This is a genomic window from Telluribacter humicola, from assembly GCF_017355935.1.
In the GTDB taxonomy this organism is placed as follows: Bacteria; Bacteroidota; Bacteroidia; order Cytophagales; family Spirosomataceae; genus Telluribacter; species Telluribacter humicola.
In genome coordinates, this window is the sequence record NZ_JAFIQT010000001.1 from 1,432,390 (window position 1) to 1,457,694 (window position 25,305).

Here is a 25,305-nt window from a genome sequence, read left to right on the forward strand (position 1 = left end):
CTTTATTTACCTCTAAAAAAAAGGCCGTCTATTTGGTAAAGCTCTGTTGTAGTGGGATTGTAAAATCCTGGTTCAAAGCTTTTTAATTCATAACCTAGTCTATGAAGTTTGTTTATCATTGGTACTATTAAGGTTTCACCTTGATAAAGTTCAACTAATGACATTTCAATTTGTATTCCTTTAATAGAGTTCATGCTCTTTTTTGCACCTTCTATAATTTTGTCCTCATAGCCTTGTGCATCTATCTTTAATAATATATTTTCATTCTCTGGATCGAAGTAGTCTGAGAATATTGTATCTAATTTTTTAACTTTTATTTGTTCTTTTTTAATATAATTTGCATTGCTATACGAGTTAGTTATATACGTATTATTCATCTGCAATATCGAACTGCTAACTTGTAGCTGGGATACATTAATGAATGCATCTTCATCTTTGTCCCCTAATGCTGATTTTATCGTTTCCCAATTTTTTATTTTACTTGCCTTTTCTTCTAATTTTTGATAGGCATCCTCTAATGGCTCAAATGATACAATTCTGCCCTCAAATCCTATTCTATAACATTCTGTTGCATATTGTCCGATATTTGCACCTACATCTATTATTGTATTTATTTTATTGTCTTGCAATAAAAAAAGTCTCCTTTTTAGATTAATGCTTGGATATCTATTTATATCGTAACCTACCCTATTTATTATATTTTTTAAAATACTTTTCATGTATTTGTTGGATATTTAGAATCTTTGGAAATAATAAAAAGCTTATTGATGATATAAATATGGAAAAGGATATGAGAGTATTTATTAAAGAAGTATTGAAAGAAAAGATTATTAGCGCATATATTAAAAAGAGTAGAGCTGCTTTAAGTAATAAGCCCAACCATTGCGTTTCTTCTGTATATAATAACGACATGCCATCCAATAATAGTTTAAGTATGAAGACATATACAAAGTTGCCTAATACAGCTCCATAGAGTCCATAATTTGTGCATAAAATATATATTGAAATTAATGAAAGGATACCGCATAATAATGTTAATTTCATTACTTTTCTACTTTTTCCTTTTCCCAGTAATATATAATGGCCTGTTACTGCCAATGTATAAATCCCATATATAATATTCATAATATAAAATGGGTAAAGGTAATCTATATTATAATAATCTTTTAAGAAATATTTTAATATATATTCTGCAAATGTCATTAAAGTTGCTGACCCAATTATTGAAAGGAAAATGTTTATGGAATATAGTTTATATATTGATTGCTTTAATGAATTTAAATTTGAAATAGTTGTTGTTAGTGTCGAACTTACCAATGGGAATATGGGATGTATTGCTTGTGCTATCAATTGATTTAATTGAATATTTATATTTGTGAAAATTACATAAACTCCTAAAGTATTAGGTCCAAGTACTTCTGCGATTAATAATTTATCACCATGTGCGAAAAAAGCTGAACCTAAACTACTACCTACTATACTTTTGTTATAGTTTAAGAATTCTTTAATTGTTTCTTTTTTCAAATGCCATTTAAAATACTTAAATTCATCCCAAGTGTATACGAATAATATAATTATAGAAACTATATTTACAGCTATGCTGGTGTATGTATAGTATGGCAAATATAGGATTCCGTTCTTTCCTAATATTAACCAAATGAGATTCTGTATAATTAATTGTCCTGTTATAATAATATTGTAAAACTTATATTGTTGCTTTGATTGAAGTACCGCCCATAAAAAACTTTGTATAATTCTTTGTATTACTACTAAAATCCCTAATTTATATATATATTCTATTTCTATCCATTGGCTTAAAGTTATACCTTTGATTGATGATTTTAAAAATGGAGCTGATAGTAATATAATCGTTGTTACTAATACTGCTGAAATACATATTAATAATATTGTTGAGGTTATTATACAATTTTTTTCTTCTTTTGAATCACTTTTAGATAAAAAGTATAATACTCCTGTACTTAAGCCTCCCTCAGCCAATTGAACTATTGCAACCATACTTGTTGACCAATTCCACAATCCGTAAATTTCTATACCCAAAAACTTTATTAATAATGGCGTTGCTAATAAAGTAGTCAGCATCCTAGCTGAATGTCCTGAAAAATTTAATATAATTTTGCTTAACATTTTTACAAATGAAATTCATCTGGAAGGCAAAAAAAATCCCCAATAAATGGTTTTTTTGCTATTTTTAAGTTTAAATCAAATATTTTATATTTCTCTTTTAAAAAATAATTTAATATTGGTTCGCTTATATCTTTCTTTTTATGATCGAAATCATTTATTTCAATCATAACTATTGGTCTGTATAATTGGATTGTTTTTATAGCACCTAATAACACGTTGTATTCTTCACCTTCAACATCAATTTTTATCAATCCTGGCCTTAATGCATGTAAAGTTATTAGATTGTCCAAAGTTTCACCAAAGACATCAATTTTATTTATTTCTTTATTTAGGACTCCAGGATGACTTATTTCTTTAGTGCTAGAAAACTCTGAAAGTCCTTTTATATGGTTTAATATATATTTGCCTTCTTTATTTGTCACTATGCCTTTATAAATATAATTATTTGTTAAATGAGTATCTTTATTATACTTTAAGTTTATTTCTAAATATTTATAAGCCTCTGGATTTGGTTCTATTGATAAAACTTTCCTATTGCCTTTGCTTGCAAGTTTTGAAAAAAGGACTGAGTATAATCCTATGTTGGCTCCTACATCTACAAAATCATACCTATTATATTTTTCAATAAATTCTACATTTTCTGGTTCAAAACTTTTATAATTTATTATACGTTTAAAGATATGTGATCTTGCATCCATTTTAAATAATCCTTTATATGCTGAAATATAAAGTAAAACCTCCCCGCCTTTTATTATTTCATAAACATCTTGTAAATGTTTACGTAATAACTTTGACTTTATCTTTGTTATAATCTTATCTATTATTGACATATTATAATTATATTAAATAAAACTTAATGAAAAAGTCCCTGTATATGACAGGGACTTTTTCATTAATATTGATAAATATTATTTTAACGATTTTCTATTTTTTTAATCTTTTGCTCTAATTCTTGATTTTGCTTTTTTAAATCAATTAGATATAATGTAAGTTCTTCAATTTTTTGTAATAATAGTGCATCAGTTTTATGTAAATCATTTCCTGTTTTAAGCATTTCTTCTGCACTAGGTACTCCTGGTAAATGTTTTTTCTTTTTTATAAAATATTCGACTTCTTCTAAATTTAATAAATTATAATTTTTTTCAAATACATAGTCTGACCATTCATTTGTATTTTTTAATGCAACTTTCACCTTCTCTGTTAATATACCTTCTGATACGTATAATTTATAGCCATCTGGAATGTTTTTTATTCCAGTACCTATTAATACACCTCCTATATTATTGTTTATTAGGTTTTCATCTCTTGAAATTGTCCAATTAATGTCACTTAATACAGATTCACGCGCGCCTGATGAGGTTGATTTCATTACATTTCCGTTTGCATCTACATATAAATTGAATACAGTACCTGTGCTATTTGGTAAATTTTCAAATCTCACTCCTGTTTCAACTGTCCCACCCGCTGTAACATGCAATTTTGTTGCAGGCTTTGTATTACCTATCCCTACATTTATTTGGGGTATCTCTGTTCCTCCTAATACAATGGAATTGCTTGTTTCAACTGTTGCGTTTGTACCAATTGCTACTGCGTTTGATATTGTTGTAAGGTTTGGTCCAGAAGGTTTTGCATTTAGCCCTATAAATATATTACTATTGCCCGATATTATTCCATCGCCTGCATTTCCTCCTATAAATATATTGTCATTTCCTATTTGATTTGAAAATCCTGAATTATAACCTAATAATAAATTTCTTACACCTGTTGTATTGTTATAACCTGCGTTCACACCAGCAAAAAAGTTAAGGCTCGCTGTTGTATTAGCTCTTCCAGCATTGGCACCAATAAAAGTATTTAATGAACCAGTTGTGTTTGCAGCTCCTGCACCTGTTCCTATAAAACTATTTGATTGTCCTGTTGTATTAGCTTTACCTGCATTAACCCCCGCAAAGTAGTTATTTGAACCTGTCGTTGTGTTTTGCCCTGCATATGGTCCGAGAAAAACATTATAATTTCCTGTTGTATTTTGCTGTCCTGTAAATGAACCTAGAAATACATTATAGCCACCTGATGTTAAACTTCCACCAGCTCCCATACCAAATAGAACATTTGCAGTTCCAGGAGCGCTTAAAAAAGGTAAATTATTAATTCTAATAGCACTACCAGATGGGATATTTATATCCCCATTGACATGTAATCTTTGCAATGGGTTTGTTGTACCTATACCAACATTACCCCCATTAAAATGTACATTACTTCCAGATGTACTCCATTGGCTCCCTCCCTGATCAGGCGCCAAAAAGAGTAAACCACTACCATCTACGGTAAGTACCTTTCCATTGGACTGGCCGGTGCTAGTGCTCGCATTCATATTGGAGAGCCTTACACCATTATTACCAATAACAAGAGGCTGTCCTGAAGGCGTGGTGATTTGATTCTGGGCCATAGTGCTTGCAGCGATGCAGAGGCCCAATACAGTTAGGGTAGAGGTTAATTTCATTAGAGTAGAGGTTAATTTCATCCGTTTAGATTTATACAGGATTAGTTGTATGAGTGATGTATTGTTATGAGTGCCTGACTTTTTGTATAAATATATATTTTATAAGATAAAATATCAATTTATTTTATCCAACGGTACTCAGATCTAGCTCGTTGATTACAACTGCTGCGCTATTCTTCGGTGTAGCTTCTCCTTAATGAACAGGGCATATAGTAAGTAGATAAACCCTCCTGATATCGCAAAAAGAATGCCAATCAAGGGTCTATTTGGAGAGCTTTTAATTAAGGGTACTCGGGCTGGCTCCAATACTTTAAAAACAGGTTGCTCTTCCTTTACTTTTATCTTGGCTTGTTCCCACTGGCGTACCAGATCATTATACAAGGATTGTGCGAAGGTATATTCCGCCTGAAGGCGCTGCTCTTCGATACGAGCCACGTTGAGATATGCGTTATGGTTGTGATCGCGGTAGCTTTGCAGAGCGAATTCAGCCCGATTTTGTCGTTGTTTAGCGGCAGTGGCTTGCTCCGAAAGAAACTGAGCCTGTTGCCTGCTTTTCTGTGTTCGATACTCAGTTACATAATTGGTGAGATAGTTAGAAGCAGCTAGTACGGTCAGTGCAGCTACTACTGGATCAGGCATTTGAGATTGAATAGTAATAATTCCGGTTTTAATATCAATAGAAGCATTGAAACGCTTATAAATCTCTTTAATTAGCTCTTCTTCGTCCAGCGTGATTGAAACCACCTCCTGAGGAAGTCCTGTGGGTTTAGGGGCGGCAGTTGCTTCTCTAGAGAGAAGGCCCGCCAGGAATCCAGCAGTCGTATCAGGCTCAAGAAAGGCACGCAGAGTTTTGTACTTTTTGTTATTCTTATCTACGACGGGCTGGTTTAGTAAATACAATGCGCAGGGGATACTTCTAAGTACATCCGGATAAAGATCTGGTCGTATAGCGTCAGCCCCTTCCACTCCTCCCAGATTAATACCTGCAAGACCAGCTAGGGAGCCGAGCCGACCCAACTTTGGGCTAACGCCCGCCTCAGGGAGTAGGAGTGTCCGTGCACTATATTCTTTCGCTATCAAAAAGCTAATGGCAATGCCTAGAACGCCTGAGACAATTGAGATTAGGAGCAGCGGTCGAAAGTGACGCTTTATAAAAGCCGAAATGTCACTCAAGCTTATTTCGATGACATCATTGCCGGGGGGTATGGATTGATTTTGCATAGCAGATACAAAGAGTTTACCACCTGGACTACAGAAGTCGGGAGAGTGTAAGGATCAAGGTGCCAAGTACTGATATAATGGCAGCCTTCTCGGCAGTGCTGGTTTCGCGACCCGGCTTCTCTTCTTTAGCAGGAACCGTTATGACACTACCCGGTACGATCTGAGGCCGTGAGGTGAAGAATAAATAGGTGCGGCTACGATCAACTCGGCCATTGGGATAGGATACATAAGCTTTCTTCTTTTTTGCTTTTTCTGTATAGCCACCTGCCTGAGCTACATAATCTCTGAATGTGGAACTAGTCTCAAAATTTACTACCGAGGGCGTAAGTACTTCTCCGGTAATGCGCACGGTTTCGGTGATCTTGGGAATGGAAAGTGAATCGCCCGATTCCAGCAGTAGATTTGAGTTCTGGTTAGGGTTTTCAAAGATGGATTTAAGGTCTACGCCAACCAGCTGTTTGCTGCGGGTAAATCTGGCGCCAGAGAGGTACGCCTCCGGCTTTAGGCCACCTGCCCGACGGATCAGGTCCGAAATACGCTCATTATTATTTACAATGGCGTATATACCAGGGTACATGACTTCTCCTTGTACAAATACGGTTTTCTGCGCTTCGTAACGGGGGGAACGGCGAACAAATACGACGTCGTAGGGCTGCATCTGCATAGTCTGACTCTCGGACTGGATCTGCAGGTCGGGATCTACATCAAAGGTAAAGATACGGATGTTCCGGGTGTGATCGAGACCGGCTGTATCATTCTTTACACGCCGGGCCAGTTCAATACGATAAGGTACTGCTCCCTCTGAAAACCCTCCCGCCAGAAAAATAAGATCAGAGACATTCATATTGCTGGCGTAGGCAAAGGTACCTCCCTTATTGACAGCTCCTGAGATCGTCACTTTGTAATCTTCCCGAAGATCAGTGATTGATTTTATGAAAACGCTATCTTCTTTTCTGAGCGAAATATCAGGTATTTTTCCCTGCATAAGATCTCCCAGAGCAAAGGAGATTAGTTGCGGTTCGTAGTTTTCCTGTCTGCGCTGGATAAGAGCCCGGTGCAGAAACGCATCTTCACGTAATCCTTCTGCTTTTTTGATTAATTCCCTGATGGTAGTGGTACCTTCTTCAAGGGCATATTCGCCCGGACGCATTACAGCTCCACTAATGATGACACGATTTTCGTACCTATCCAGGATCTTTCCGATGGTGTACCTGTCACTGTTTCTGGGCTCGAATGTGGAAAACTCATTTTCGCTCAGGGCATTGACCCGATACTCCTTTCCGGTACTTCGACGGAGCTGCACAGAGGCAGAATAAGCATCGGTTGTAAACCCGCCAGCATAGCGCAGAAGCTCCTGAAAACTTTCACCTGACCGGACCTCAAAAAGTCCCGGACGCTTTACTTCACCAGTTAGTTCTACCCGGGCTTCGTAGGGGTGTACCAGTATAATATCCTGGTCGCGCAGACTGACATTATCCCTCAGATCAGCCCGTACCAGGAAGTTGTAGAGGTCTATTTTTCTGATGACATTATTGTTCCGAATGACCTCTATATGGCGATAGGAGCCGCTTTCAGTAGGTCCTCCGGTCAGATACAAGGCATTAAAAGCAGTGGCCAGTGAGGAGACGGTGTAGGTTCCCGGACGCTCTACTTCGCCGGTTACCATAACCTTGATACTACGTACATTGCCCAGTGTAATAGTAGCATAAGTGCCTGAGCGATTGAGGCCGGAGTAGGCGGTCCGCAACCGGTTGATGATACGCTCAGTTGCCTGCTCTATTGTGAGCCCATTGACATGAACCGGAGGGAGATTGAGCATCTTGACAGTACCCTCCGGACTTACCTTCAATCTAAAGTTATCCACAGCGTTACCATAGATATCCACAATGAGTTCATCGTCTGGTCCAAGGATATAATTGCTGGGAGTAGCCAGCCGTAAGTCGGGCTCAAAGGACATGGAAGAGTTGGCAAAGAAGGAAGCTCCGAATATCCGGGCTTTGCTAGGAGCAGCCGAGTCGTAACGTACCGGGATAGTAGGAGATGGCGAAAATTGACTTCGGTTGGTAGTCGGAGAATTGTTCAACGTTCTTCTGCCTACCCCTACGGTATCGCGCCGAAGGCCACCTTGTGAGGAGGATGCCTGGGCTTGCTGTAAAGCCTGTCGCATTTTAGTAATATCATCCAGTGTATAACCTCTGGCGAGAGCCGCCTGCTCAATCTCCATATCGGTCAATCCACTGGCTTTAGCCTGTTGGTAGTACTGGAGCAACTGTGGCCCGGATACCTGACCAGGATTGATTTTTTGAGCAAACGAAACACTACTGATCCAAAGAACCGGGAGGAGGATTCGTAAAAGAAGACTCCGACAAGGTAACACAACCATGCAGCTCAAAATGTAATTATCTAGATAAAGGAGGAAAATATAAGGCGGGCAGACTTGTTAAAGGCCTACCCGCCTTGGGGGCAAAAATACTAAAAGTTACTTTATATCAAAGCTCACAATACTCTATAAATAATTACTGCACAGCAGTCTTAATACTGAGTTCTTTCAATTGGACTTCAGAGATGGGAGAGGGAGAGTCAATCATGACATCGCGACCTGAGTTGTTTTTCGGGAAAGCGATAAAGTCACGGATAGAATCGGCTCCGCCGAACAGGGAGCAGAGTCGGTCAAAACCAAAGGCAATACCGGCATGAGGAGGCGCTCCGAACTCGAAGGCATTCATGAGGAAGCCAAACTGGGCCTGTGCCTCTTCGGAAGTGAAGCCAAGTATCTCAAACATTTGCTGCTGGAGGTCACGCTGGAATATACGCACTGAGCCACCACCTACTTCGACACCGTTGATGACCATGTCATAGGCATTGGCACGTACCTTTCCCAGATCAGTCTTCAGCAGTGGTACATCCTCTGGCTTGGGACTGGTGAATGGATGGTGCATAGCGAACCAGCGCTGCTCTTCTTCTCCAAACTCGAGGAGCGGGAAGTCTACTACCCACAGAACCTTGTACACATCCGGATTGCGTAGCCCGAGTCGGCTACCCATCTCAAGACGTAGCTCGTTGAGCTGCTTGCGCGTCTTATCGGCCGGGCCGGGCAGGATCAGTATCAGGTCGCCGGGCTTTGCACCGAAGGCCTCAGCCCATTTTTTCAGATCTTCTTCACCATAGAATTTATCTACGGATGATTTCAGGGTACCGTCACTGTTATAACGCAGGTAGATCAGGCCTTTGGCACCGATCTGAGGACGCTTTACCCATTCGGTTAGTTCGTCCATCTGCTTGCGGGTATATTCGGCACAGCCGGAGGCGTTGATACCTACAACCAGTTCAGCGCTGTCAAACACGCCAAAGTCTTTGCCGCTGGTAAGATCACGATCTTCACCTTTGAGTTCAACGAACTCCATGCCAAAGCGTACATCGGGCTTGTCCGAACCGTAGCGCTTCATGGCGTCGGCGTAGGTCATACGGGGTACTTCGGGCAGATCTATGCCTTTTACTGCTTTAAAGAGGTGCTTAATTAGCCCTTCAAAGGTATTAAGTACATCTTCCTGCGTTACGAAGGACATCTCGCAGTCGATCTGGGTGAACTCAGGCTGACGGTCAGCCCGGAGGTCTTCGTCACGGAAGCACTTCACGATCTGGTAGTAGCGGTCAAAGCCGGATACCATCAGGAGTTGCTTGAATGTCTGGGGAGACTGGGGCAGAGCGTAGAACTCACCCGGATTCATACGGCTGGGCACCACAAAATCACGGGCACCTTCGGGGGTCGACTTGATGAGTACGGGAGTCTCTACTTCAATAAAGTTCAGATTATCCAGATAACCGCGGGTATGGCGGGCCACCTGGTGGCGTAGCTCCAGGTTACGACGTACTACCGAACGACGCAGGTCCAGGTAGCGGTACTTCATCCTGAGGTCGTCGCCGCCGTCAGTTTCGTCTTCGATCAGGAAGGGGGGAAGCTTAGCCGGGTTAAGTACCAGTAGATTGGATACTCGTATTTCGATAGCTCCGGTAGGGATCTTGTCATTCTTGGAAAGACGCTCAATGACTTGTCCCTTGGCTGCTACCACAAACTCACGCCCCAAGGTGCGGGCTGTTTCCAGAGTTTCGGGAGATGATTTACCTTCTTCAAAAAGTAGCTGGGTAATACCGTAGCGATCACGCAGATCGATCCAGATCATACCTCCTTTATCGCGGACGCGCTGCACCCAGCCGCAAAGGGTAACCTCCTGATTAACATGCTCTATGCGCAGTTCGCCGCAGGTGTGAGTTCGTAACATAAAATCAATTTATACTGTAAAATAGTTTTGGCTTCACAAGTAACGGCCCAAAAGTACGTATTTTTACCAAATCAACATTTAGTACCTGCCATGAAATCCAACACTCCATACCATATGCACAAGACTCTTTGTTTGCTGTCACTGCCTGTACTATTACTAACCGGTTGCTGGGAAAAACCTAATGATCCAGATCCGCATACAGGACGTTCTGATGTATTTGAGACTGTACCGCAGCGCATACCCATCGAACCCGGACAAATAGATGAAGCCTCCGGCCTGGCCGATAGCCGTACGCTGGATGGATATATCTGGTCTCATAATGACGACGGCAATCTCATTGGACTTATCAGTAAAGACGGGGGACAGATTCGCCGGTACACCATGGGGGATTTAATGACCCGTGACTGGGAAGATATAGCCGTAGGGGCCGGTCCGCGCGAGGGAGTCAGCTACTTGTATCTGGCTGATATTGGGAACAACAACTCCGATGCGGCATTTGATATTAGTTACATTTACCGGGTACCCGAGCTCACAAATCTGAATGGCTCGTTTCAGAATAATGACATTGAGCGTATTATGTATCGCTATCCGGATGGTCCCCGTGATGCCGAAACACTCCTCTTTGATCCTGTCAGCAAAGATTTATTTGTGGTATCTAAAGAGCTGGGAAGAGCTGATATTTACCGTCTGCCTTATCCGCAACCAACCGAAAGCGTCATAGTTGCCGAGCTGGTTGGCAGTATTCCTTCGGTAATTATGGCGACGGGAGGGGACATCTCTTACGACGGGCTGGAGATATTAGTCCGCACGTACACGAGTGTCTACTACTGGAAGCGCAAAGCCGGGGAGACCGTAGCGCAAACCCTTACGCAGGCCCCCCATAAAACGCTGCCCTACCAGCTGGAGCCTCAGGGAGAGGCAGTGTGCTTCGATAAAGACGCTGGTGGGTACTACACAATCAGTGAAAGAGGTACGGCGCCAAGCGTAACACTCAATTACTATAAAAGGAAGTAGAGGACAGTAGCATAGTGAAAGATATAAGTACTTATTAATCTATTGTTTATATTTAGTACGCAAATACTAACCATACATACCACTATGAAACACAAATCGCTGCTACGTACACTCATGCTCCTGATGCTGGTTGCTGTTGGTACCTCTTCTTTTGCACAGACAGTAAGCCAGATGGTAGATGACTGGAAGCGTGCCAAGGAGTACACACAGGAGTACCTGGATGCCATGCCTGCTGATGGTCTTAGCTACAAACCTACGCCAGAGGTACGTTCCTTTGCCGAGCAGATGCTGCACCTGGCCAACGGCAATTACAACTTTGCGGCCGCCGCATCGGGCAAAACCAATCCTCATCAGGGCAAAAACCTGGAGAAGATGGATGAGCTGAAAACCAAAGAGGCGCTTTCCAAAGCCGTGGCTGAGAGCTATGACTTCGTGATCCAGAGTCTTAATGGCATGAAGGATGGCGATATGGGAGCTTCCATCAAGCTGTTCGGCCGTGACCTCTCTCGTGGAGCTGCCTACGCCAAAGCTTTTGAGCACCAGACTCACCACCGCGGTCAGACTACTACCTACATTCGTATGAAAGGTGTAAAGCCACCAAACGAGAAGCTATTCTAAAAGAAGTTCTAGTCCCTTCGCCAGTGTGAAGGGACTTTTTTAATATTTGTTTAAACACTTCCGAAACAATCTATGCTTAAAAAATTACTTACGCTCGGATGGATAGTAACGTCGGTACTGGTATATGCTCAACCAGCCTCGGACGAAGCGTATATCCGTGAGAATTACACCAAGGCGGAGTACTCTATTCCTATGCGTGATGGAATCAAGCTATTCACCATAGTGTATACACCCAAAGAGGGCTCCACCGATACCAAGTACCCCTTCCTGATGCAGCGTACCTGCTACAGCGTAGCTCCCTATGGACCCGATAAGTACCCGGTCCGGCTGGGACCTAGCCCCCACCTGATGCGGGAGAAGTACATATTTGTATATCAGGATGTGCGCGGACGTTACATGAGTGAAGGCGTGTGGACGAATATGACTCCGCATATTCCCAATAAGAAAGGTAAGAATGAGGTAGACGAAGCCTCCGACACCTACGATACCATCGAGTGGCTCCTCAAGAATGTCCCTAATAACAATGGTCGTGTAGGGCAGTGGGGCATATCTTATCCCGGCTTTTATACAACGGCCAGCTCGCTGAGTGAGCATCCGGCGCTGAAGGCTTCCTCGCCGCAGGCGCCTATCGCTGATTTCTTCTATGACGACTTTCACCACAATGGTGCCTTTACGCAGGGCTACTACCTGACTTTTCCGGTGTTTGGGATCCAGCATCCGCAGCCTACCCCGCAGGATTGGTTTAATGATGAGTTTATTCAGCCTAAGCCAGATGGCTATACATTCAATCTGAATATAGGTCCGCTGAAAAACTTTAACAAATACTATAAGGACAACTTCTTTTGGCAGGAAATTATCAACCATCCCAACTATGATGAGTTCTGGCAAAAGCGTAATATCCTGCCGCATCTGAAAGGCGTTAAGCACGCCTACATGACGGTAGGTGGCTGGTTTGATGCTGAGGACCTGTACGGACCACTGAATACCTACAAAACACTTGAGAAGAACAATCCGAACATCTATAATACCCTGGTGATGGGACCGTTCGGGCACGGGCGCTGGAGCCGAGAAACCGGCCATACCCTGCACAACGATATTTACTTTGGGGATAGCGTTGCTACTTTTTATCAGCGGAATATCGAACAGGTATTCTTTAACCACTTTCTGAAAGGAGCCGGTGATGGTAAGACGGGATTGCCCGAAGCCTACCTCTTCGATACAGGTACCAAGCAGTGGAAAGAGTTTGAGAAGTGGCCGGTAGCTCAGGCCAAGAAGCAGCGCCTGTACTTCCAGCCGGGAGGCAAACTAGGATTTAGTACTCCAGCTTCACGTAACTCGTTCAGTTCGTACATCAGTGATCCTCTGAAACCGGTACCTTATACAGAAGATTTCCAGCAGATGACCGGCTTCACGCCCTTCAACTACATGTCCGAAGACCAGCGCTTTGCTTCTACCCGTACTGATGTACTCGTATTTCAGACGGATGTACTGACGGAGGATGTAACGCTGGGGGGAGAGATCATGGCGCAGTTAAAGATCAGTACTACCGGCTCCGATGCTGATTTTTTTGTAAAGCTTATTGATGTGTACCCTGATAACACGGAAAATCACCCGCATCTGGCGGATAAGGAGATCGTACTGGCCGGGTACCAGCAGATGGTACGCAGCGAGATTATGCGGGCGCGCTTTCGCAATAGTTTCACCAAGCCAGAGCCTCTCAAGCCTGAGCAGATCATTGATATCAACTTCCGTCTGCAGGACGTGCTACATACCTTCAAAAAGGGACACCGGATCATGGTGCAGGTGCAGAGCACAGCATTCCCGCTCTTTGACCGCAACCCACAGAAGTACGTAGAGAATATCTACAAGGCTGATGCCTCTGACTTTATTAAGGCCACCCACCGCGTCTACCACCAGTCCGACGCCGCCAGCAGCCTGGTGGTAGAGGTACTTGAGTAGTAGCACGATGCATCACAATGGAGAGCCGGTTAATCTATGCAGTCGGCTCTCTTTTTTTATAAAGATTATTTAATACGAGTGGGAAAAACAATCAGCTAAAAAACAGCTACATTCAACACTGGAATTCATACGACAAGGCCATTCTTATACCTGCTGACCAGTGAAAAAATCCTCCTCTGCTTTAGTCACTCTACTGGGAGCCGTAGCGGCCTTTTGTACCTATACCAGTATGTACGGGTTCCGCAAGGGAATTACGGCCGTGCGATTTGAGGGTGTAGAATTTCTAGAAATAGATTATAAAATATGGCTCATCACCGCTCAGGTATTGGGGTATGCAGTATCCAAGGGGATAGGGGTGAAGGTCGTATCCGAGATGAAGCCCCACCAGCGCCCGCTTTTTGTACTTGGGCTCGTGCTTTTTTCTGAGCTGGCTCTTCTTGGCTTTGCGGTAGTACCTCCGCCTTATAATATTTTCTTCCTGTTTCTGAATGGTCTCCCCCTGGGTATGGTGTACGGTACTGTACTAGGCTTCCTGGAAGGGCGCCGGCAAACAGAGGTACTGGTAGCCGCCCTGACGGCCTCTTTTATCTTTGCCTCGGGATTGGTGAAAACCGTAGCGTTGCTTCTGATGCAGGAGGGGGTATCGGAGTACTGGGCTCCTTTCATGACGGGACTCCTGTTCGTGCTGCCCCTGCTGCTGTCGGTATGGGGGCTGGCCAAACTACCTCCTCCCTCAGTAGAAGATGAGGAAGCCCGCACGGAGCGCAAGCCCATGAACCGGGTAGAAAGACAGGCTTTCGTAGGTACCTTTCCGGTGGCGCTTACACTACTGATCTCTTCCTATGTATTGCTCTCGGCCTTTCGTGATTTCCGGGACAATTTCGCGCCTGAGATACTGAGTGCCTCGGCCGTGGGTAATCCGGCTATCTTTGCCCAAACCGAAACCCTTATTGCCCTTATAATCCTGGTACTGATGGCCGGGCTACGCTGGGTAGAAAATAACTTCCGGGCTTTTACCCTCATCAATGGCATCATGCTGGCGGGAGGAGTATTGGTAGGCTTAAGTACCTGGTTGTATCAGCTAGGAGGGCTATCGGCTGGTGTATGGTTCATGCTCACGGGGCTGGGTATGTACATGGCCTATGTACCCTGCAACGGTCTTTACTTTGAGCGGCTGGTGGCTTCGTTCCGCTACGTGAGTACTGTAGGCTTTCTGGTCACGCTGGCTGACTGGTATGGGTACCTGGGTAGCGTAGCTGTACTACTCTACAAAAACTTCGGACAGCCAGATATTAGCTTTCAGAAGTTCTTCATGTACGGTTGTTATGGGATGTCCGGAGCCTATATAGTACTGACTTGCCTGTCCTACTTCACGTTCTGGCGTAAGTTCAGAACCACTCCTTTACCTTCTCTTCAGCATACCCAAGGCTCGAGGTCATCCCTTTCCCCCCAATCCCGGTGATGATGTGTAGGCCGGGAGCTACTTCTCGTTCCAGTATTTCGTCGGGGTGTTGGGCGTAGTAGCCAGCCCAGGCGCGGGCTATCTTTATTACCGGAAACTCTACAATCCGTTCGGCCTCCCTCAGGATCAGTTCATTGATATGCTCTTTCACATCGAAGCCCAATTCATCGGTACGGTCAGCCGTTGCGTACTCGTGCGAGTCACCGATGATGATGGAGCCATCCATAGCTTGTTTGAACAGGAGGTGAATACCCCATTTTTTTAGCTCTTCGTACTGATGAGGGGTAGTAATCCGAGCAAAAGAAGGACATTCTTCAAACGACTCGTAGCGACGAATAGTCAGGCCGGTGAGGATATTACCTGCCAGTGTAACATTGGGTAGTGGAGAGGTCTGTAACATTTGTAGCTTGCTTACCACCAGTCCGCTGGATGCAAACAAGTCGGGGAATAGTAGCCGGAACTCGCTGCCATTACATACCACTACGTGCTGCCCGTAGTACTTCTCCCGACGTGCCGTAACTACCTCCACTCCCTCAGCAGTAGGTTGACAATCCAGAACCGCTGTATTGGGGAGGTAGGTAACCCCATACTTCTGCTGAATGTACTGGATCAGCCGGTGTACCAGCCGGTCCGGTTCCACACTTACATCATCAGGAAAAAATAGGCTACCCTTTACGTAGGAGGGCTTCAGGTAGGGATGCCTGGCCAGCGTTTCCTCCGCAGAAAGTAATTGAGTCGGGTAGGCTTTATCTCTGAATAGCTCTTCGGCCTCGTGGGCCAGCTGCCACTCCTGCTCGTCAGAGGCTACGTAGACGGAGCCATTAGCCCGTACGCTGATATCAAATTCAGCCTGTATTTCTTTGTATAGCTGTACGCTTCGCTGCCCGTACCGGTGCCAGCGGCCCGATAGTCCTGAGGGTACTACCTGGCCGAAGTTACGAACGGTAGCGCTGGTAGGGAAGTTGTCCTTTTCCAGGACCAGTACTTTCTTGCCCAACCGGGCAGCCTGCAGGGCATGGGAAGTACCTAGTATGCCGGCACCTACTACTATAAGATCAAAGTGGGTCATGAGGAAGGCTGTATGCGGATGGAGCAATGGCTCAGTGATTCAGTTCGTCTACTATTCCGATCAGCTCCCGGAGCGAGCCAATCAACCTGTCGGGCTGGTGGGGCTCCAGTTGCTCCCGCGTATGCGTACCATTGGTAACGGCTATACTCAGGCGACAGCCAGCGGCAAAGCCCGACTGAATATCCGACGGTGTATCACCCACATTAAGTACCTGACTGGGCTCCTCAACGCCTAGTAGCCGCATGGCCTTCTGGATCATAAAGGGGTGGGGCCTACCTTTTTCTACTTCGTCGCTGGTAACGGATGCCTGAATAAGGGTAGTGGAGGTACCTACCCGCTGCTCATCGAGCCCTTCCAGCCAGCCCAGCTTTTTCAGGATAATATCCGTTACTTTTCGATAAAAACCGGTAGTAAGAGCAATACTGATTCCCTGCTGATGAAGATAGTCGAAGAGTTCCAGGCAGCTTTCGGTTGGGGTTACCTCATGGGTAAGGTAGTGGTGCTCGAGTACCTCGGTGAACACTTTATACGATTTGTCTACCCGCATCTGCCACTCGGGGTGCATGCGGGTGCCAAAGTGCTCCTCCCACAGAGTCTGGAACACAAAGTACTTATGCAGGCCCTGCATGGCCAGTATTCGCTCATTGCTTACACGAAGACCGGTTTTAAGAGCAGCCTCGGCAAAGCAGGCTTCTACTTCATGGTGGTCGGTAACGGTGGTGCCAGCCATGTCAAGGGTAACCAATCGGATCATCGGGTACGGTGGTAGTTAGAGTAACAAAAAGCAAAACGGATGGGAGATGCCTGAGTATGTTAAGCACCAAAGATAGAAAGCCCTGTGTAATCCCAGGACTATCTTTTTATGAAATTAATGTTAACTCTGCTGCTAGGGCTCCAGGGTATAGGTAGCAACCAGTGGATAATGATCTGAGTAGGGGACCTTGCGCTGTGTACTGAACTCCTGCAGGTCCAGCTTATCATTACTATAAAACTGGTGGTCGATACGGATGAAGTAGGGAAGTTTATTATAGCTGAATCCAAATCCATTGCCCTGATTTTCAAAGGCATTGGATAGGTGTCGGCGCATTCGACCATAGACGTAACCATAGGGAGTCTCGTTAAAGTCGCCACACACGATTAACGGATACGCAGAGTCTTTAATCCACGACTCCAGGATATCTATTTCTTCATTACGCTCTTCGAATCCTTTTTTCATGCGGAGAAAGGTACCCTGCGTTTCCCGCTTTACTCCATCGTACTCCTTCTGATTAGCTAGTTTATTCAGTTTCAAAGTCATAGAGTACAGGTGTACATTAATGATCCGCACTTGTTTTCCCCGCCACAGGATATCCGTTTGCAGCACACCATTCATGCCTGAGAAAAAAGAATCCTGCTTGCTCAGGATCGGGTGCTTGGAAAAAGTGACTACACCTGTGATAAAGGAAGAGGACTCTTCGTCCGTTATTTTCATGATGGCATGGTACGGGTAACCCGCCTTAGTTAGCTGGTCTATTACCGATTGACGTCCCTCTTGCTTTCGGTTCGCAAACTCCTGAAAGCATATCACATCGGCATCTGTACCTTTAAGCCATTCCAGAACTTTTTCAGCGACAAGTTCATTCTCATAGTAGGAGAAAAAGCTTGCAACGTTGTAGTTTACGACTTTGATGGACGGTGTATCGGACCTGGAGGAGCCTTCTTCACCTGCCTTGAACTTGTAGGTACGGGGCCAGAAGGGAAAGCTCACCAGCAGCAGTAAGGCTGGTACTACGGCCCAGCGTGGTTTCAGAACCAGCCAAAAACCCAGGAAGAACAACTGAGTGACCAGGACGACGGGGAACGAAAGCATCAGGAAGCCAGCCAGCCAATGAGTGGTAGGTAGCCAATAACAGAGTGCATAGACCACCACCGTGTATAAAGCAAACAGCAGGTACAAAAACAAGATACTTCTCCTTAAAAATCGCATATTAGGTACTCTTTGTGCCTCAAAATTAGAATAACCATTGGAATAATGCAGAGTTATACGTACTGTTTGTGCAAATTGTAAAATAGTGTTATCTTTGCGGCATATTTCAGTTCAATTTAAAGATCGAGGGGGATAGCGAATCCCCTTTTTTGTTGCAGTTTAATCATTCATGGCGCTGAGAGAACAAATCGAACATTTCCTGGAACCTTACTTGCGTGAAGGTGATTATTTTATAGTGGATATTCTGTTGAAGCCTTCACGGGGAAGTCAGAAGATATCAATCCTGCTGGATAGCGATGAGGGTATTACTATTCAGGAATGCGCGAAAATAAGCCGGAAATTAGGTGCGGAGCTGGAAGAAAAGAATATAATAGAAGAAGCTTACACACTGGAAGTCTCTTCGCCTGGTCTGGACCAACCACTAAAGCTGGTGCGCCAGTACCGCAAAAACATTGAACGTGATCTGAAAGTGACCCTGCAGTCGGGCGAAATCCTGACTGGCAATCTGGTAGAGGTAAAAGAGGATAGTATTGTACTTCAGTTGCCAGCCCCCAAGAAGAAATCAAAGATACCGGTTGACGAAGCCAGCCTTCGGCCGGAAATCAAGCTAAGTGATATAGCCAAAGCCATCGTTCAGGTTTCATTCAAATAGAATGAAAATCAAGTAGTATTTACAACTGTTTGTTTCAAACAGGGATATAATTAGTAACTTAGTATCAGCAAATATCCTTAAAAACCAATGGATAGCGTAGTATTGATCGAGTCATTTGCAGAGTTTGCTCGCTCGAAAAGCATAGATCGTCCTACGATGATCAGCGTCTTAGAGGAAGTATTTCGTACAATGATCCGTAAGAAGTACGGCACCGACGACAATTTTGATGTGATCATCAACCCTGAAAGTGGTGACCTTGAGATGTGGCGTACCCGCGAGATCGTGGATGATGACTCTGAAGATATATGGGACTATGACAAGATACCCTTGGCAGAAGCCCGCAAGATACAGTCTGACTTTGAAGTAGGTGAAGAAGTAGCCGAAGAAGTTAAGCTGATTGACTTTGGTCGTCGTCTGGTACAAACGGCCCGTCAGACCCTGATTCAGAAGATCAAGGATCTGGAAAAAGAAATGATGTACGAAAAGTACAAGGATCAGGTAGGGGAGCTTATTACTGGTGAAGTATACCAGACCCTCCGTAATGAGGTTATTGTACTGGATAGCGAAGGAAATGAACTGAGTCTGCCACGTACTGAGCAGATTTCAAAAGATCGTTTCCGTAAAGGAGATGCCGTAAAAGCGGTAATTCATAAGGTGGAAATGATCAACGGTACTCCTAAGATCTCTTTGTCACGTACTTCACCGGTGTTCCTGGAGCGTCTGTTTGAGACCGAAATTCCGGAAATCTACGATGGTTTGATTTCTATCCGTCGTATTGTACGTGAACCCGGTGATCGTGCCAAGGTAGCCGTAGAATCCTACGACGACCGTATCGACCCGGTAGGAGCTTGCGTAGGTATGAAAGGATCACGTATCCATACTATAGTACGTGAGCTGGGCAACGAGAACATCGACGTCATTAACTATACGGATAACTTTGAGCTGCTGATCAGCCGCGCCCTAAGCCCGGCTAAGGTAAGCTCGATGCAGATCGACCGTGAAGCCAAGCGGGTGTCTGTATTCTTACGCCCCGACCAGGTATCGCTGGCCATCGGTAAGGGAGGACAGAATATCAAGCTGGCCGGTCGTCTGGTCAATATGGAGATCGACGTGTTCCGTGATATCGAAGAGCAGAACGAAGAAGACGTGGATCTGTCTGAATTCGTAGATGAAATTGACGAGTGGATGATCCAGGAGCTGCGTAAGATTGGTTTGGATACAGCGAAGAGTGTACTGGCTCTAAGCAGAGAAGAACTGGTCCGCCGTACCGATCTGGAAGAAAATACCGTGGAGGAGATCATGGATATTCTCCGTAAAGAATTTGAGTAGCAGGTTTCGATCATAAGAGTGGCATTTTTTGCGGACCAGGTCCCTTGAATGCAGCAGGCGGTGTTACGGAACTAAATTGCATAGTATTGATTACCCATAAAAGAAAACACTTTTTTACTTGCTAGTATGGCAGAAGATAAAATGATGCGCCTAAGCCAAGTGGCACGAATCCTGAACGTAGGTATTTCTACGATTGTGGATCATCTGTCTGCCAAGGGGTTTAAGGTGGAAACCAATCCTAATACCAAAATCAACTCCGAGCAGATTGAATTCCTGGCTAAGGATTTCAAATCGAATGAGCTGCAGTCGGCGGTAATTCCGCGGAAGTCAGCCCCGGTCGAGCCTGTTGCGGAGAAGAAGGAGGAAAAACTCAGAAGTGATTTTGAGGATATACTGTATTTCCGTACAGCGCCGCCTGCAGCCAAAGCGGCCGATAAAGAAAATGATACACAGGTTGAGAAGGAAGTGGAATCACCTCGTCCGGCAGCCGAAAACAGATTACCTGGCATCAAGGTAGTCGGAAAGATAGATCTGGGTACAGGAAAGGCAGTAACTCCTCCTCAACCAGAGAAAGTGGTAGCACAGGAGCCGGCTAAGAAAGAAGAGCCGGTAGCACCTGTTGCACCTCCTAAAGTGGAAGAGCCCGTTAAGAAGGAACCCGAAGTAGTTGCGCCCCGTGCAGAAGCCGTAGTGCCCCCTGTAAAAGAGGAACCAGCTAAAGTAGAAGCTCCTCGTGAAGAGCCAAAACCAGAAGTCAAAGCGGCTCCTGAAGTTACTAATACAGCTACAGCAGATACAGCTATTACAGCTAAGAAAGAAGAAGCACCTGCTCCGGTTAATGCGGAAAAGGTAGCACCCGTGAAGGAAGAGCGTCCCGCTCCCCGTCCGGAAGCAGAAAGACCTCAGCCAGCCAAGCCACAGGAAGAGCCTAAGAAGCCTGCTGTACAGCCTGAGCCTGAGGCCGCTCCCGAGCTCATTGAAGCCAAGGGTGAGCAGCTACGCGGTCTACGTGTGGTAGGTAAGATAGAACTTCCTACTGATCGGAACCGTAAAAAAGAAACTCCTGCCGCTGGTGGTGACGCCAACGCAGATAAAAAGCGTCGACGGAAGCGGAAGCGCATTCGTGAAGGGGCGGCTGGTCCTGTTGCGGGTGATGCCGCTACTACCAATGCAACTCCGGGTGCAGCGGCCGGTAAGGCAAAAGACGGAGCACCTGCTGCTAAAACAGGTACAACTCCTGGTACAGCAGCCCCTGGTGCCGGTGCAAAAGGAGGAAAAGATGCCAAAGCAGGTAGCGGTAGCGGTCGTCGTCGTGACCGTCGCGAAGAGGTATCTCAGAAAGAGGTATCCGATAATATCAAAGCCACTATGGCCCGTATGGGTGGTGGTAACGTCCGTGGTGGAGGTGCTAAAGGAAGAGGCCGTCGTCGTGATCGCTCAGAGCAGGATGATTTCAACTCGGATCAGGATGAGGCAAAAGTACTGCGCGTAACGGAGTTTATTTCGGCTAACGATCTGGCTTCCTTTATGGACGTAACCGTGCAGGAAGTAATATCGGTATGTATGAGCATGGGTATGTTCGTTTCAATCAACCAGCGTCTCGATGCCGAAGCCATTACATTTATTGCCGATGAATTTGGCTACGCAGTAGAGTTCATCTCAGCCGAAGAGGAAGTACAGAACGATGTTTCCGTAGAAGTAGATAGTCCGGATGATCTGGTCGAGCGTGCGCCAATCGTTACCATCATGGGACACGTTGACCACGGTAAAACTTCCTTGCTTGATTATATACGCCAGGCCAATGTGGCGGGCGGTGAAGCCGGAGGTATTACACAGCACATTGGTGCTTACAGTGTTAAAACCAAAACGGGCAAGCAAGTTACCTTCCTTGATACACCTGGTCACGAAGCCTTTACAGCCATGCGTGCCCGTGGAGCCCAGGTAACGGACGTGGTTATCATTGTTATCGCGGCTGACGACAGTGTCATGCCTCAGACGCGTGAAGCCATCAACCACGCTCAGGTAGCCGGTGTGCCTATCGTATTTGCTTTCAGTAAAGTAGATAAGAATGGTGCTAATACCGAAAAGATTCGTGAAGAGCTGGCTAATATGAACCTCCTTGTTGAAGACTGGGGTGGTAAGTACCAGGCTCAGGAAATATCATCCAAATCCGGAATGGGTATAGATGACCTGCTGGAAAAAGTATTGCTGGAGGCTGAACTTCTAGAGCTGAAAGCCAATCCTAACCGTCGGGCCGTAGGTACAGTTATCGAAGCCTCGCTTGATAAAGGTCGTGGTTATGTGACTACTGTATTGGTAGAGACAGGTACCCTTAAAGTAGGAGACGTACTACTGGCCGGAGCTAACTTTGGTCGTGTGAAGGCCATGACCGACTACCGTGGGAAGAAGCTGAAAGAAGCCGGACCTTCAACTCCGGTTCAGGTACTGGGTCTGAGTGGAGCGCCACAGGCAGGTGATAAGTTCAACGTGATGGAGAACGAGCGTGACGCCCGTGATATAGCCAATAAGCGTGAGCAGATCCTGCGTGAGCAGAACATGCGTACCCGCAAGCACATTACCCTGGAAGAAATCGGCCGTCGTAAGGCGATCGGTAGTTTCAAAGAACTTAACCTGATTGTGAAGGGTGACGTGGATGGTTCAGTTGAGGCCTTGTCAGACTCGTTGCTGCAGCTGTCTACACCTGAAATCCAGGTGAGCATTATCCACAAAGCGGTAGGTCAGATATCCGAGTCGGATGTGAACCTGGCTATCGCTTCTGATGCAATCATTGTAGGTTTCCAGGTCCGTCCTTCGCCTAACGCCAAGAAGATGGCCGAGCAGGAGCAGATCGAGATCCGCCACTATTCTGTAATCTACCGTGCGATCGAAGAGATTAAGGATGCGATGACCGGTATGCTTGCACCAACGGTGGAAGAGTTTGTGACTGGTAATATTGAGATTCGTGAGACCTTCAAGATCAGCCGTATCGGAACCATTGCCGGATGTTATGTAACGGATGGCTTTGTGAAGCGTAACAATAAGATCCGGATCATCCGTGAGGGTATTGTTATCCATACTGGTGAGATCGACTCCCTCAAGCGTTACAAGGATGATGTGAATGAAGTTCGCTCCGGATACGAGTGTGGTTTGAATATCAAGAACTTTAATGATATCGAAGAAGGCGACATTATCGAGAGCTTCGAGCTACGCGAAGTGAAGCGTACTTTGTAATATAAAATTTCATTAATGTGAGAAAGCGGCCTCCTGGTATCAGGAGGCCGCTTTTTTTATTTGCCAGTTAGCTTTTCTACTCTTCTGGGGAATAACTTCCTCTTGCTCTGCAACACAGGATAGCCTTAGTCCTGCTCTGGATGATTTTTAGCCTACGGAACAGTTATTTTATTCTTAGCGCTATACACCTGTTTCTAAACAGTAATAGTTATGAAAGACTCGAAAAATCGTGATAACGAAGATAACTCAATGGCTCACTATGTGAGTGAGGATAATGTTAAGGATCAGAAACCTATGACATATGATCCGGATGACAATATGCCCAAGACTACAACCGGAGTAGGACAGGACTACCGGGATGTACCTCTGGAAGAATCGGATCCTGATAAGGGATACAGTGCTAACGGAGGGCAGGCCAAGTGGGAAGCTACACTTCCACTGGCTGATGAGGATATGGACCGGAGACAATCGGATGAGAAAAAGAATGAAGACCTCCAGGATAGCTATGAAATGATGAAGAAGAATAGTAAGGAAGAAGGAGGCGAATAATAGTTCTAGTGTATCAAAACCTATAAATGCAGAGGAATCATGAAGAATCGTAATATATCACCTGAGGACAATGAGAATTTGGACCAGGATCGCATAAGACAGGAACGAACTAACCTGACCATGGTAGACCGTAGGCCCGGTGAGAGTACGTTCCCCAACGGAACCAAGAATCACTCAACCCGCTATGACCATGCCCAGAACGACATCCCTCTGGAACTGATTGGGGATGTAACCTTAGAGAATAGCCTGCATATAGTAGATGATTTGTCTGAGGCTGAGCGACGGGCTTTCGTTGAGGATGAGTTCAAAGATGATGATCTGGATGATCTGACTATGGAAGATCTCGAACGTGATAATGAAGATGATGAGGACTTCCGATAAGTAATATACATACTGGAGATACTACGCAGAGACCGCCTTAGGGCGGTCTTTTTTTGTATCAATTCACTGGTTTATCTATGTAAGAAAAATGTGTGTTTAGAGTAAAAAATAATTAGCTTGTGTGATATATATATTATAGATATGTTTTATATTTGTAATACAAAGGTGAGCTATTCAGGTTAATTATGGCTGTTTTGTCACACTTTTGTTTTACTGTATTACTTATTTCTATTGTACACTCAGACATGAAAGCAAACAACGAGTTAAGCACTCAAAATGGAGAAGAGCAGAATCTGCGTTCCTATCAGTTGATGCGGGTGGATGAAGAGTCAGGTGAAACCCTAATCATGGACAAGTACCTGTACTTTGAAGGTCGTCCGCGTGAGTATCGCTTCAACGGACAGAGCGGCCAGTTCAACCTGTACGGTGATCGTATCCTGACTGATGAAAAAGGACGGATGCTGACAAGCTTCTCGTTTCAGCCTGTGGCTTACCGGATTTTTGAAGATACGCTCTTTGGACGTACCGTCCGTGAACTGTGGGCCGAGATATTCTTTGTGGATGATGAGGATTGTGTTTCATCCATTATGTTCAATAATACTTCTGTCAACGAGCTATATCGTATGATGGAGCCGATTCTGTACGAGCGGCAGACACTATGTGATGTAACAGTTACAGTACGCCCGGAGAAAGTAGTTAGCAAGGCCGATCCGACTAAGTCATGGTTCATTGCCCGCTTCTCCTATGAGACAGCTCCTGCCAGCCGCGTACGCGAGCTGCGTGAATATACCCGTGATCACCGTGTGTATCGTAGCGAGACCCTGACCAGTGGTGCTCAGCACAAGCTGATCTCACGGTCATACTACAACGCACTGGAGTCGCTGGATGACTACTCACTGAACAGTTCGGCAGAGGCAGCTTAAAATAAA

At 44.9% G+C, this 25,305-nt stretch carries 20 protein-coding genes; 10 read left to right on the forward strand and 10 right to left on the reverse strand.

Annotated elements, in window-relative coordinates; all coding sequences use genetic code 11:
• Nucleotides 1-2: 2 nt before the first annotated feature.
• From JUB14_RS06210 to aspS, 7 genes are all read right to left on the reverse strand, one after another.
• Complete coding sequence (locus JUB14_RS06210) at nt 3-719, reverse strand: FkbM family methyltransferase (RefSeq protein WP_207505002.1); 717 nt, start codon at nt 717-719, stop codon at nt 3-5.
• Entirely contained in the window at nt 688-2,145 is a 1,458-nt protein-coding gene (locus JUB14_RS06215) for an oligosaccharide flippase family protein (RefSeq protein WP_207505003.1), read from the reverse strand. The genes JUB14_RS06210 and JUB14_RS06215 overlap by 32 nt, the downstream gene beginning before the upstream one ends.
• A 2-nt stretch (nt 2,146-2,147) precedes the next feature.
• The gene (locus JUB14_RS06220; RefSeq protein WP_207505004.1) at nt 2,148-2,975 is read right to left on the reverse strand and encodes an FkbM family methyltransferase; all 828 of its coding nucleotides are present in this window, start codon (nt 2,973-2,975) and stop codon (nt 2,148-2,150) included.
• A gap of 83 nt (nt 2,976-3,058) precedes the next feature.
• Nucleotides 3,059-4,645 carry an autotransporter outer membrane beta-barrel domain-containing protein gene (locus tag JUB14_RS06225; protein ID WP_207505005.1) on the reverse strand — a complete coding sequence of 529 codons (1,587 nt, stop codon included), beginning with the start codon at nt 4,643-4,645 and terminating at the stop codon, nt 3,059-3,061.
• Nucleotides 4,646-4,801: 156 nt separating this feature from the next.
• Nucleotides 4,802-5,866 carry a GumC domain-containing protein gene (locus tag JUB14_RS06230; protein ID WP_207505006.1) on the reverse strand — a complete coding sequence of 355 codons (1,065 nt, stop codon included), beginning with the start codon at nt 5,864-5,866 and terminating at the stop codon, nt 4,802-4,804.
• 28 nt (nt 5,867-5,894) lie between these two features.
• Nucleotides 5,895-8,135, reverse strand: a complete 2,241-nt coding sequence (locus JUB14_RS06235; protein WP_229367555.1) for an SLBB domain-containing protein — start codon at nt 8,133-8,135, stop codon at nt 5,895-5,897.
• 247 nt (nt 8,136-8,382) lie between these two features.
• The gene (gene aspS, locus JUB14_RS06240) at nt 8,383-10,146 is read right to left on the reverse strand and encodes an aspartate--tRNA ligase (RefSeq protein WP_207505008.1); all 1,764 of its coding nucleotides are present in this window, start codon (nt 10,144-10,146) and stop codon (nt 8,383-8,385) included.
• A 90-nt stretch (nt 10,147-10,236) separates the two neighbouring features.
• On the opposite strand from aspS, the gene JUB14_RS06245 reads away from it, so the two are divergent.
• The 4 genes from JUB14_RS06245 to JUB14_RS06260 all read left to right on the forward strand — a co-directional run bounded on the left by JUB14_RS06245 (nt 10,237) and on the right by JUB14_RS06260 (nt 15,199).
• Nucleotides 10,237-11,160 (forward strand): YjiK family protein, encoded by a 924-nt coding sequence (locus tag JUB14_RS06245; protein ID WP_207505009.1) that lies wholly within the window; start codon nt 10,237-10,239, stop codon nt 11,158-11,160.
• A gap of 84 nt (nt 11,161-11,244) precedes the next feature.
• Entirely contained in the window at nt 11,245-11,778 is a 534-nt protein-coding gene (locus JUB14_RS06250) for a DinB family protein (protein WP_207505010.1), read from the forward strand.
• Nucleotides 11,779-11,850: 72 nt separating this feature from the next.
• Nucleotides 11,851-13,737 (forward strand): CocE/NonD family hydrolase, encoded by a 1,887-nt coding sequence (locus JUB14_RS06255; RefSeq protein ID WP_207505011.1) that lies wholly within the window; start codon nt 11,851-11,853, stop codon nt 13,735-13,737.
• Nucleotides 13,738-13,897: 160 nt separating this feature from the next.
• Nucleotides 13,898-15,199, forward strand: a complete 1,302-nt coding sequence (locus JUB14_RS06260; RefSeq protein ID WP_310586112.1) for a DUF5690 family protein — start codon at nt 13,898-13,900, stop codon at nt 15,197-15,199.
• Here the strand turns inward: JUB14_RS06260 and JUB14_RS06265 are convergent.
• The 3 genes from JUB14_RS06265 to JUB14_RS06275 form a co-directional block, all read right to left on the reverse strand.
• Complete coding sequence (locus JUB14_RS06265) at nt 15,126-16,268, reverse strand: TIGR03364 family FAD-dependent oxidoreductase (RefSeq protein WP_207505012.1); 1,143 nt, start codon at nt 16,266-16,268, stop codon at nt 15,126-15,128. The genes JUB14_RS06260 and JUB14_RS06265 overlap by 74 nt on opposite strands.
• 31 nt (nt 16,269-16,299) lie before the next feature.
• Complete coding sequence (locus tag JUB14_RS06270) at nt 16,300-17,022, reverse strand: HAD family hydrolase (RefSeq protein ID WP_207505013.1); 723 nt, start codon at nt 17,020-17,022, stop codon at nt 16,300-16,302.
• Nucleotides 17,023-17,154: 132 nt separating this feature from the next.
• Complete coding sequence (locus JUB14_RS06275) at nt 17,155-18,234, reverse strand: endonuclease/exonuclease/phosphatase family protein (RefSeq protein ID WP_207505014.1); 1,080 nt, start codon at nt 18,232-18,234, stop codon at nt 17,155-17,157.
• 169 nt (nt 18,235-18,403) lie between these two features.
• On the opposite strand from JUB14_RS06275, the gene rimP reads away from it, so the two are divergent.
• From rimP to JUB14_RS06305, 6 genes are all read left to right on the forward strand, one after another.
• Entirely contained in the window at nt 18,404-18,886 is a 483-nt protein-coding gene (gene rimP, locus JUB14_RS06280; protein WP_207505015.1) for a ribosome maturation factor RimP, read from the forward strand.
• A gap of 87 nt (nt 18,887-18,973) precedes the next feature.
• Nucleotides 18,974-20,215, forward strand: a complete 1,242-nt coding sequence (gene nusA / locus JUB14_RS06285; RefSeq protein WP_207505016.1) for a transcription termination factor NusA — start codon at nt 18,974-18,976, stop codon at nt 20,213-20,215.
• A 126-nt stretch (nt 20,216-20,341) separates the two neighbouring features.
• Nucleotides 20,342-23,446 (forward strand): translation initiation factor IF-2, encoded by a 3,105-nt coding sequence (gene infB / locus JUB14_RS06290; protein WP_207505017.1) that lies wholly within the window; start codon nt 20,342-20,344, stop codon nt 23,444-23,446.
• A 210-nt stretch (nt 23,447-23,656) separates the two neighbouring features.
• Complete coding sequence (locus JUB14_RS06295; RefSeq protein ID WP_207505018.1) at nt 23,657-23,995, forward strand: hypothetical protein; 339 nt, start codon at nt 23,657-23,659, stop codon at nt 23,993-23,995.
• 39 nt (nt 23,996-24,034) lie between these two features.
• Nucleotides 24,035-24,376 (forward strand): hypothetical protein, encoded by a 342-nt coding sequence (locus JUB14_RS06300; RefSeq protein WP_207505019.1) that lies wholly within the window; start codon nt 24,035-24,037, stop codon nt 24,374-24,376.
• A gap of 245 nt (nt 24,377-24,621) precedes the next feature.
• Nucleotides 24,622-25,299: a hypothetical protein gene (locus JUB14_RS06305; RefSeq protein ID WP_207505020.1), complete on the forward strand. Its 678-nt coding sequence runs from the start codon at nt 24,622-24,624 to the stop codon at nt 25,297-25,299.
• Nucleotides 25,300-25,305: the final 6 nt, after the last annotated feature.

Bases quoted from the DNA above. Each gene is read 5' to 3' on its own strand.
- JUB14_RS06210 (WP_207505002.1), bottom strand. From the start codon at position 719: ATGAAAAGTATTTTAAAAAATATAATAAATAGGGTAGGTTACGATATA.
- JUB14_RS06215 (WP_207505003.1), bottom strand. From the start codon at position 2,145: ATGTTAAGCAAAATTATATTAAATTTTTCAGGACATTCAGCTAGGATG.
- JUB14_RS06220 (WP_207505004.1), bottom strand. From the start codon at position 2,975: ATGTCAATAATAGATAAGATTATAACAAAGATAAAGTCAAAGTTATTA.
- JUB14_RS06225 (WP_207505005.1), bottom strand. From the start codon at position 4,645: ATGAAATTAACCTCTACCCTAACTGTATTGGGCCTCTGCATCGCTGCA.
- JUB14_RS06230 (WP_207505006.1), bottom strand. From the start codon at position 5,866: ATGCAAAATCAATCCATACCCCCCGGCAATGATGTCATCGAAATAAGC.
- aspS (WP_207505008.1), bottom strand. From the start codon at position 10,146: ATGTTACGAACTCACACCTGCGGCGAACTGCGCATAGAGCATGTTAAT.
- JUB14_RS06245 (WP_207505009.1), top strand. From the start codon at position 10,237: ATGAAATCCAACACTCCATACCATATGCACAAGACTCTTTGTTTGCTG.
- JUB14_RS06250 (WP_207505010.1), top strand. From the start codon at position 11,245: ATGAAACACAAATCGCTGCTACGTACACTCATGCTCCTGATGCTGGTT.
- JUB14_RS06255 (WP_207505011.1), top strand. From the start codon at position 11,851: ATGCTTAAAAAATTACTTACGCTCGGATGGATAGTAACGTCGGTACTG.
- JUB14_RS06265 (WP_207505012.1), bottom strand. From the start codon at position 16,268: ATGACCCACTTTGATCTTATAGTAGTAGGTGCCGGCATACTAGGTACT.
- JUB14_RS06270 (WP_207505013.1), bottom strand. From the start codon at position 17,022: ATGATCCGATTGGTTACCCTTGACATGGCTGGCACCACCGTTACCGAC.
- JUB14_RS06275 (WP_207505014.1), bottom strand. From the start codon at position 18,234: ATGCGATTTTTAAGGAGAAGTATCTTGTTTTTGTACCTGCTGTTTGCT.
- rimP (WP_207505015.1), top strand. From the start codon at position 18,404: ATGGCGCTGAGAGAACAAATCGAACATTTCCTGGAACCTTACTTGCGT.
- nusA (WP_207505016.1), top strand. From the start codon at position 18,974: ATGGATAGCGTAGTATTGATCGAGTCATTTGCAGAGTTTGCTCGCTCG.
- infB (WP_207505017.1), top strand. From the start codon at position 20,342: ATGGCAGAAGATAAAATGATGCGCCTAAGCCAAGTGGCACGAATCCTG.
- JUB14_RS06295 (WP_207505018.1), top strand. From the start codon at position 23,657: ATGAAAGACTCGAAAAATCGTGATAACGAAGATAACTCAATGGCTCAC.
- JUB14_RS06300 (WP_207505019.1), top strand. From the start codon at position 24,035: ATGAAGAATCGTAATATATCACCTGAGGACAATGAGAATTTGGACCAG.
- JUB14_RS06305 (WP_207505020.1), top strand. From the start codon at position 24,622: ATGAAAGCAAACAACGAGTTAAGCACTCAAAATGGAGAAGAGCAGAAT.